The sequence below is a fragment of the Myroides injenensis M09-0166 genome (genome assembly GCF_000246945.1).
Lineage (GTDB): Bacteria > Bacteroidota > Bacteroidia > Flavobacteriales > Flavobacteriaceae > Flavobacterium > Flavobacterium injenense.
In genome coordinates this window covers 1-7,288 of sequence record NZ_BAEX01000121.1, presented here as the reverse complement: position 1 = coordinate 7,288, position 7,288 = coordinate 1, and the positions used below count along the sequence as shown (strand labels likewise).

Genomic DNA, 7,288 nt, shown 5'->3' with positions numbered 1-7,288 from the left:
AGTGTTAATTGAAATGATAAAGCGATCTATTATTTTTAATTGGTTTAAATAATTTATTATATTCGCAAAACATTAAAATAGATACCCTATGAGTTCAAATACTATAAACCCAAATTTTGACCAAAAAAAGGTTAAACCTAAAGCTCCAAAAGTAGAAGAATTAATTAATGAAGTAAAATCTGTAATGATAGCTACTATTAATGAAGACGGAACTCCACTAGTTAGTACAGCTCCTTACTCACGTGTAGGTAATGATTTCCAAGTTTTAGTTTCTTTTATGGCTAAGCATACAAAAAACTTAAGAGATAGAAAAAAAGTATCTTTCATGTTTGTAGAAGACGAGAGTTCTTCAAAACAATTATATGCTCGTCACAGATTAACAATTGAAACTGAAGCTGAATTAATAGAAAAAGAAAACCCTTTATACGACAAGGCTATCCAAGACTTAAGAGATAGACACGGTAAAGTAGTTGAGATCTTAGATAATCTTGAAGACTTCATCATGTTTAATTTTAAACCTATCAAAGGATCTTATGTAAATGGATTTGGTAGTGCATACTTCGTAGATGAAAACCTAGAAGTTATGGAACACAGAAGAGGTGCTCACGGTCAACATAATGTAGAACAAAAATAATACATTAAGAAACAATATAACAAAGCCTTTATATCCATGATGTAAAGGCTTTTTCTTTTGTATTAATAGGCGTAGATTTGAATACTATTCTTAGTAACATTAAAAGTTCAATAAATGAGTCAAGTACATATTAGGTGCTCTGAATGTGGTAAATTCAACAAAAACACAGAGCTGTGTGAATACTGCGGTGCTGTGTTATGCGTAATAAAAAAACGTACGTTAGAAAGACAACATATTGAACAAAAACGATTGAAAGAAGAACTTGAAAAAGAACCTTCTAAAATAGATAAGATATTTATAAAAATGTCTAGACATCCCAATGTATTAATACGGTTAATATTTACAATACTTAATGCTATTTGGATAGGTGTAATGGCTATTGCAATGTTTATCGCATGGTTAATGAGTTTAATTGTAGCATGAGGACAAGCAAAAAACATATCCCCTTTTTCATTATGCTAATTATTGCAACAATAGTTTATATATTTCAACGTATAGCAATTCCGCTGCCTACCATTATCAATAATTACTTAAATGACTTACTAGCAATTCCGCTTACTTGTTGGACTATTTTACTTCTCATTAGGTTATTAAAAAAGCAAAACTTTATTCTGTCTCCGCTTATGATTATAGCAGTTACACTATATTTTTCTATTTATTTTGAATGGTATTTACCTCAACATCATCACAGATATACAGGTGACTACTTGGATGTATTATGTTATAGTGCGGGAGGAATTATATACTTTCTTTTACAAAAACACCTGTTTTTTACGAAAACGAAAATACATTACGCTACAAAGGACTGATTATTCAATAATATGCAATAATCCTAGACACTCACTCAATAATAATTACTTACAAAATACTATTTAAGTATAATAAAATAATAAACATAACGTTTTTATATTGATAATCTTCTTAAATTAGGAGTCCCAATGCAAAATAAATGTAAATACTATTTTCATGAATAGTTTCATTTTGCACTATATTAATAAAACATTTATCATGATGAATATTAAAATTGCAGGATCAGGTTGTTATATCCCTACTAAAGTAATAACAAACAATGACTTCGACCAATTTGACTTTAGAGATGAACACGGAATAAGCTTAAAAGACAATAATGAACGAATAGCTAAAAAGCTTCAACAAATTACAGGAATTGAGGAAAGACGTTATGTAGAAGACAACTTAACTAATTCTGATATTGGCACAATAGCTAGTAGAAAAGCTATTGAAAATGCCAACATTAATCCTGAAACATTAGACTATATTATATTTGCACATAACTTTGGTGATATAAAACATGGGACTATTCAGTCAGATATAGTACCTAGCTTGGCATCACGCGTTAAACATAATCTTGGAATTAAAAACCCTAACTGTGTTGCATTTGATGTTCTTTTTGGATGTCCTGGATGGCTACAGGGAGTAATTAATGCCTATGCATTGCTAAAATCAGGTTTAGCTAAAAAATGTTTAGTCATCGGTGCGGAAACATTATCACGTGTAATCGATTTACACGATCGCGATTCAATGATATATGCAGACGGTGCAGGAGCAACAGTTCTTGAACTCACAGATGAGCCTGGAGGAATTCTATCTTTAAGTAATGCAAGCTATACTTTTGAGGAGGCGAACTATATCCACTTCGGTAAATCTTATAATCCAGATCTAGATCCAGATACTAAGTACATTAAAATGTACGGCCGCAAAATATATGAATTTGCTCTAACTCAGGTACCACAGGCAATGAAAGACTGTGTTGACAAAAGTGGGATTGATATATCAAAAATTAAAAAAGTAATCATTCACCAGGCAAATGAAAAAATGGATGAAGCTATTGTCAAACGTTTCTATGAGTTATACGAAATGGAAATGCCAGAAAATATTATGCCTATGAATATTCGAAAACTAGGTAATAGTAGCGTAGCAACACTTCCTACCCTATACGATATGATCGTTAACAAACAAATAGAGAATCATACCTTTACAAAAGGAGATATTTTATTATTTGCTTCAGTAGGAGCAGGAATGAATATTAACGCTTTTGTATATCAACTATAACATGCAATACTTAAAAAATTAAAATAGGCTGTCAAGTAATTGACAGCCTATTTCTTTTACAACATCTATTTATTCTAAAAATAATTACTTTTCATACTTCTCTTCTGTTTTTTCTATTCAAGAAAAAAACAACCATTATTATAAGTAAAAGGATATAACAACTTATCCTAACAATACCAGAATCAAAGACATCAAACAAATCTATAATTAGTAAGATAGTAACAATGACGAAAACAATTAATAATATTTTATTTTTAATATTCACTGATTATAATGTTTGATTCTTTTACTTTCAAAAATAAAATAATTCATTAAAAATACAAAAATTTACGTACTTTCTTATTTCGAATAAATTACTCACGCCTAGTAATAAGGCAATAAAAATACACTTCTTAACCTATCTTCAACCAACAAGATGCATGCCATCTTCTTAATAAAAAGTATTCTTACTATTAGAATTTATTATTATTTTAAAAATCTAGTATTTGATTTTTATAACTTTACAATTCAAAAAATCATAACGATGAGTCATACCTTAGAGACGATTAGTGACTATTACCGCAATCCCAATCTAATAAAAAACCATGCACTTGCTGTAGATAATTACGAATGCGGTAAATCGCATTTTAATATTAATCTTCGCAAATTTTGTGGATTCAAAACGCCATTCAATAGACGAGATTACTACAAAGTCAGTTTAATTATTGGGACTGGAGAACTCAAATATGGTATGCACAGTATTATAATTGATAAACCTGCATTATTTTTGCCTTGCCCAACCATACCTTTTGAATGGAAGTGCATTAGCAGTGAACAAAGTGGATATTTTTGTTTATTTAATCAAGAATTTCTTAATGAACATATTTCGCTAGATATTTTTAAAAAAAGCTCCTTATTCAAAGAATGGAGCAAGCCACTTATTTTTTTAGACGAAGAACAAGTAGAATTAGCTAACACTTATTTCAAACATATGTATGATATGGCTGCTAGTGAGTATCCATTAAAGTTTGAAATGATAAAAAACTTACTTTCTCTTTTATTACATCAAGCTTTACAATTAAAAGTGGAGGATACAGATATTACTTTAAATAATAGCTTTACTCGAATATATAGACTTTTTGACAATCTATTAAATCAGCAATTCCCCTTAGATTCTCCTGCTTATCCTTTGCAATTAACAAAGCCAACCGATTATGCTAAATTCTTAAATATACATGTCAATCACTTAAATGCTTCTATCAAAAAAGCTACTAATAAAACAACTTCTCAATTAATAAAAGAAAGAATATTAGAAGAAGCTAAAAACTTACTTATTCATACAAATTGGGACATTGCCGAAGTAGGATATACCTTAGGCTTTGATCAACCTTCCTACTTTAATAATTTCTTTAAAAAACAAACAAAAACAACACCAAAGCAATTTAGAATATCCCATAGCAATATTTGATTTTTATAATTATGCCTTTGACTTTTTTAATATGAGATTATCTTTATACTTTTAAATTTGTGCTCTAAACTCACAAATATTTTATATGCTTAGAGAGGCTTCTCCTCAAAGAAAGAAACTAGCAACTATTCTAGCTTTTTTTTCAATACCCCTATCTGGTTTTGTAACCGATATTTATTTACCATCATTCCCATCTATGGCAAGCGGTCTTGCTGTATCTGAGAAAGAAATACAACTCACCCTAACCTGCTATCTTTTAAGTTATGGTATCTCACAACTATTTGTAGGAAGTTTACTTGATAATATTGGTCGATACAAGCCCCGCTTAGTCGCATTGCTATTATTAATAATCACTAATATTAGTATTACTTATCTAAATGATATTTCTATTATCTGTTTGTTACGTATAGTACAAGGTATTGCAATAGCAATATTAGTAGTAGCGACAAGAGCCATATTTATGGATATATACGACGAAAAGAAAAGAGCATACTATCTTAGTTATTTTACGATTGTCTGGTCATGTGGTCCAATATTGGCTCCCTTCTTAGGTGGGTATTTAGAAAAAATATTTTCATGGCATGCAAACTTTATATTTTTAGCAATCTACTCTAGTGTATTATTAATACTAGATTTATTAATAAGTGGCGAAAGTATCCCTGAAAAGAAAAAATTCAACCTAGTGGATACGCTATCACTTTATAAGGTAATGCTCCAGAACAAAATGTTTATTCTAGGAATTATAATTTTAGGTCTTAGTTATTCAGCTGTAATGATATTTAATATTTCAGGACCTTTTATTATAGAAAATACATTTAAATTTGATTCTGTAACCATTGGTTATTGCACCTTAATTTTAGGGGTATCTTGGATGATAGGAGGATTAATAGGAAAAAGAAGAATGCATCTTAACTTTAAGAAGCGTATTACTCCCCCTTCTTTGATACAAATTATACTGATCGTACTCCTACTCGTTATTACAGCTATATGGAATGAATTAGCCATACTTATTTTCTTCTTATTCCTAATCCACATTTGTTCAGGTATCTTGTTTAATAACTTTTTTACCTCAACAATGTTATTTTTTCCTAATAATGCAGGAACAGCAGGTGGGCTAATGGGAGGATTAGTATATGTCATTACCTCTATCACTAGTTATATTATTTCTTCGACAGGAAATATTACAACATCTACAGATCTAGGATACCGTTATTTATCAATGTCAGTATTATTATTTATAGCAATTCTCACAATAGCAAAATTTCATAATAAATTAGCTACACATAAATAGAAAACGAAGGGATGTTTATTGAAAAGCATCCCTTTTTTTATTATGTTATATTAAGAATGAAACTTCTATCAAATAGATCTTTTACATAGCAATATTCCATAAGGTTTTCAGTAAAACTTTTAGCTATCTGAACAAAAAAATACTACCTCACTTTTTTTTAACCCAAAAAATCACAACTAACTAAATAACAACACCTTAACCTAAAAAACAATCTATTGAGTTAAAATCGTAATGCTTGCCAAAGCTAGTATTCATAAGCATTAGAGCGAAATCCTTCAACACTTCTTCAACACTTCCCCATGATTGCTCCATATAGAAGGCTATTTGTTGAAGGAATCTTGAAGAACTGTTGACGCATTGTTGAAAAAATCATATCGTCTATAGTAATAAAGGCATACGTGTAATACTTAATCCCAAGAAACATTTTAGGTACTTCACTTCAAAAAAACCTTTGAATAATTAGATGATTAATTCTTAAAAAGTTTAAAAACAAAACGGATGTAATGAATTGGATGAGCGATAATAAGATGAAGTCCTCTTGAGTTTTTAGTCTTCTGAAACTTCTATAACTCTTTTTTATTTTACTAAAGTCAAGACGGCCTCAGTAGAAAATTTAATTTCATTAACATTTTACTTCTATTTTATTCGCAACCAAAATAGAATAAAAAGGACAATAATTAAATTATTGACAACAAAAACTTAATATATATAAACTTTTATCAATACAAAAGCAATCTTAACTAGTGACTAAATAAATCATCTTAGAGGTAATATTTTTATCATTTTAAGCAAGTATAAAGCACTAATTTTGCATTGTCGTTTCACTTACAAAAAGTAAATATTAATTCACTCTATTTATAACTAAATAATGTACTTAAAGTACGTTGTAAAAAATGCAATCAAATAAAAAATTTTTAGGCTTTGCATCTGCGATTTTCGCTGCGATGCTATGGGGGGTATCAGGCACATTTGCTCAATTTCTATTCACAGAAAAAGAATTTAATGCAGAATGGCTAGTTACAGTTCGTTTATTAATCTCGGGAATACTAATGCTAGTTTTTGGTATGCTTCAAAAAAATCCAGATATTATTAATATTTGGAAGAATAAAAGAGATGCTGTTCAATTAGTATTATTTGGGGTATTCGGTATGTTGACCGTTCAATATACTTATTTTGTCACTATCCTACATTCTAATGCAGCTACCGCTACTGTCTTGCAGTATATAGGTCCTGTTTTTATAGCTATTTATTTAGCATTAAGATTAAAAAAGTGGCCTAAGCCTATAGAATTTCTAGCAATTGGTCTAGCTATGTTAGGTACTTTTTTATTAGTTACACATGGTGATATTAACAAACTAAATATAACTCCTACTGCCTTTGTTTGGGGAATTACTTCTGCAATTGCATTAGCAGCTTATACTATTATGCCAGTGCATTTACTTAATCGATATAGTCCTATTGTGATAATAGGCTGGAGTATGTTAATTGCCGGAATAGCAATGAGTGCAATTCATCCACCTCATCATTTAGAAGGAATTTGGGATACAGACACTTATTTAGTTGTTGCTTTTATTATATTTTTAGGAACATTAATACCATTCTATATATTCCTAACAGCTATTAAAAATATTGGTCCACAAAGAGCAAGCTTACTTGCTTGTGCAGAACCTTTATCAGCAACTATAATAGCAATAACCTATTTTGGAGTACATTTTGATAAGATGGATTGGATAGGAAGTTTATGTATAATAACAACAATCCTCCTATTAACTAAAATTAAAAAGAAAGTTTTACCAGAGCCAGAGATATAGTCTTATATCTCTAGTAATATATATAGACAAAGGGT

The 7,288-nt window shown here is 29.7% G+C and carries 6 protein-coding genes; all 6 read left to right on the top strand.

Annotated elements, in window-relative coordinates; genetic code table 11:
- The first annotated feature begins 88 nt into the window (after positions 1 to 88).
- Positions 89 to 634, top strand: coding sequence for a HugZ family pyridoxamine 5'-phosphate oxidase (locus RH98_RS14250; protein WP_010256509.1), 546 nt, complete (start codon positions 89 to 91; stop codon positions 632 to 634).
- A gap of 114 nt (positions 635 to 748) precedes the next feature.
- Positions 749 to 1,057, top strand: a complete 309-nt coding sequence (locus RH98_RS14245) for a hypothetical protein (RefSeq protein ID WP_010256506.1) — start codon at positions 749 to 751, stop codon at positions 1,055 to 1,057.
- 588 nt (positions 1,058 to 1,645) lie between these two features.
- Complete coding sequence (locus RH98_RS14235) at positions 1,646 to 2,704, top strand: 3-oxoacyl-ACP synthase III family protein (protein WP_010256499.1); 1,059 nt, start codon at positions 1,646 to 1,648, stop codon at positions 2,702 to 2,704.
- Between the two features lie 523 nt (positions 2,705 to 3,227).
- Positions 3,228 to 4,151: a helix-turn-helix domain-containing protein gene (locus RH98_RS14230; protein WP_010256495.1), complete on the top strand. Its 924-nt coding sequence runs from the start codon at positions 3,228 to 3,230 to the stop codon at positions 4,149 to 4,151.
- An 85-nt stretch (positions 4,152 to 4,236) separates the two neighbouring features.
- Positions 4,237 to 5,442: an MFS transporter gene (locus RH98_RS14225; RefSeq protein ID WP_010256491.1), complete on the top strand. Its 1,206-nt coding sequence runs from the start codon at positions 4,237 to 4,239 to the stop codon at positions 5,440 to 5,442.
- A gap of 893 nt (positions 5,443 to 6,335) precedes the next feature.
- The gene (locus tag RH98_RS14220; protein ID WP_010256487.1) at positions 6,336 to 7,253 is read left to right on the top strand and encodes a DMT family transporter; all 918 of its coding nucleotides are present in this window, start codon (positions 6,336 to 6,338) and stop codon (positions 7,251 to 7,253) included.
- Positions 7,254 to 7,288 lie beyond the last annotated feature (35 nt).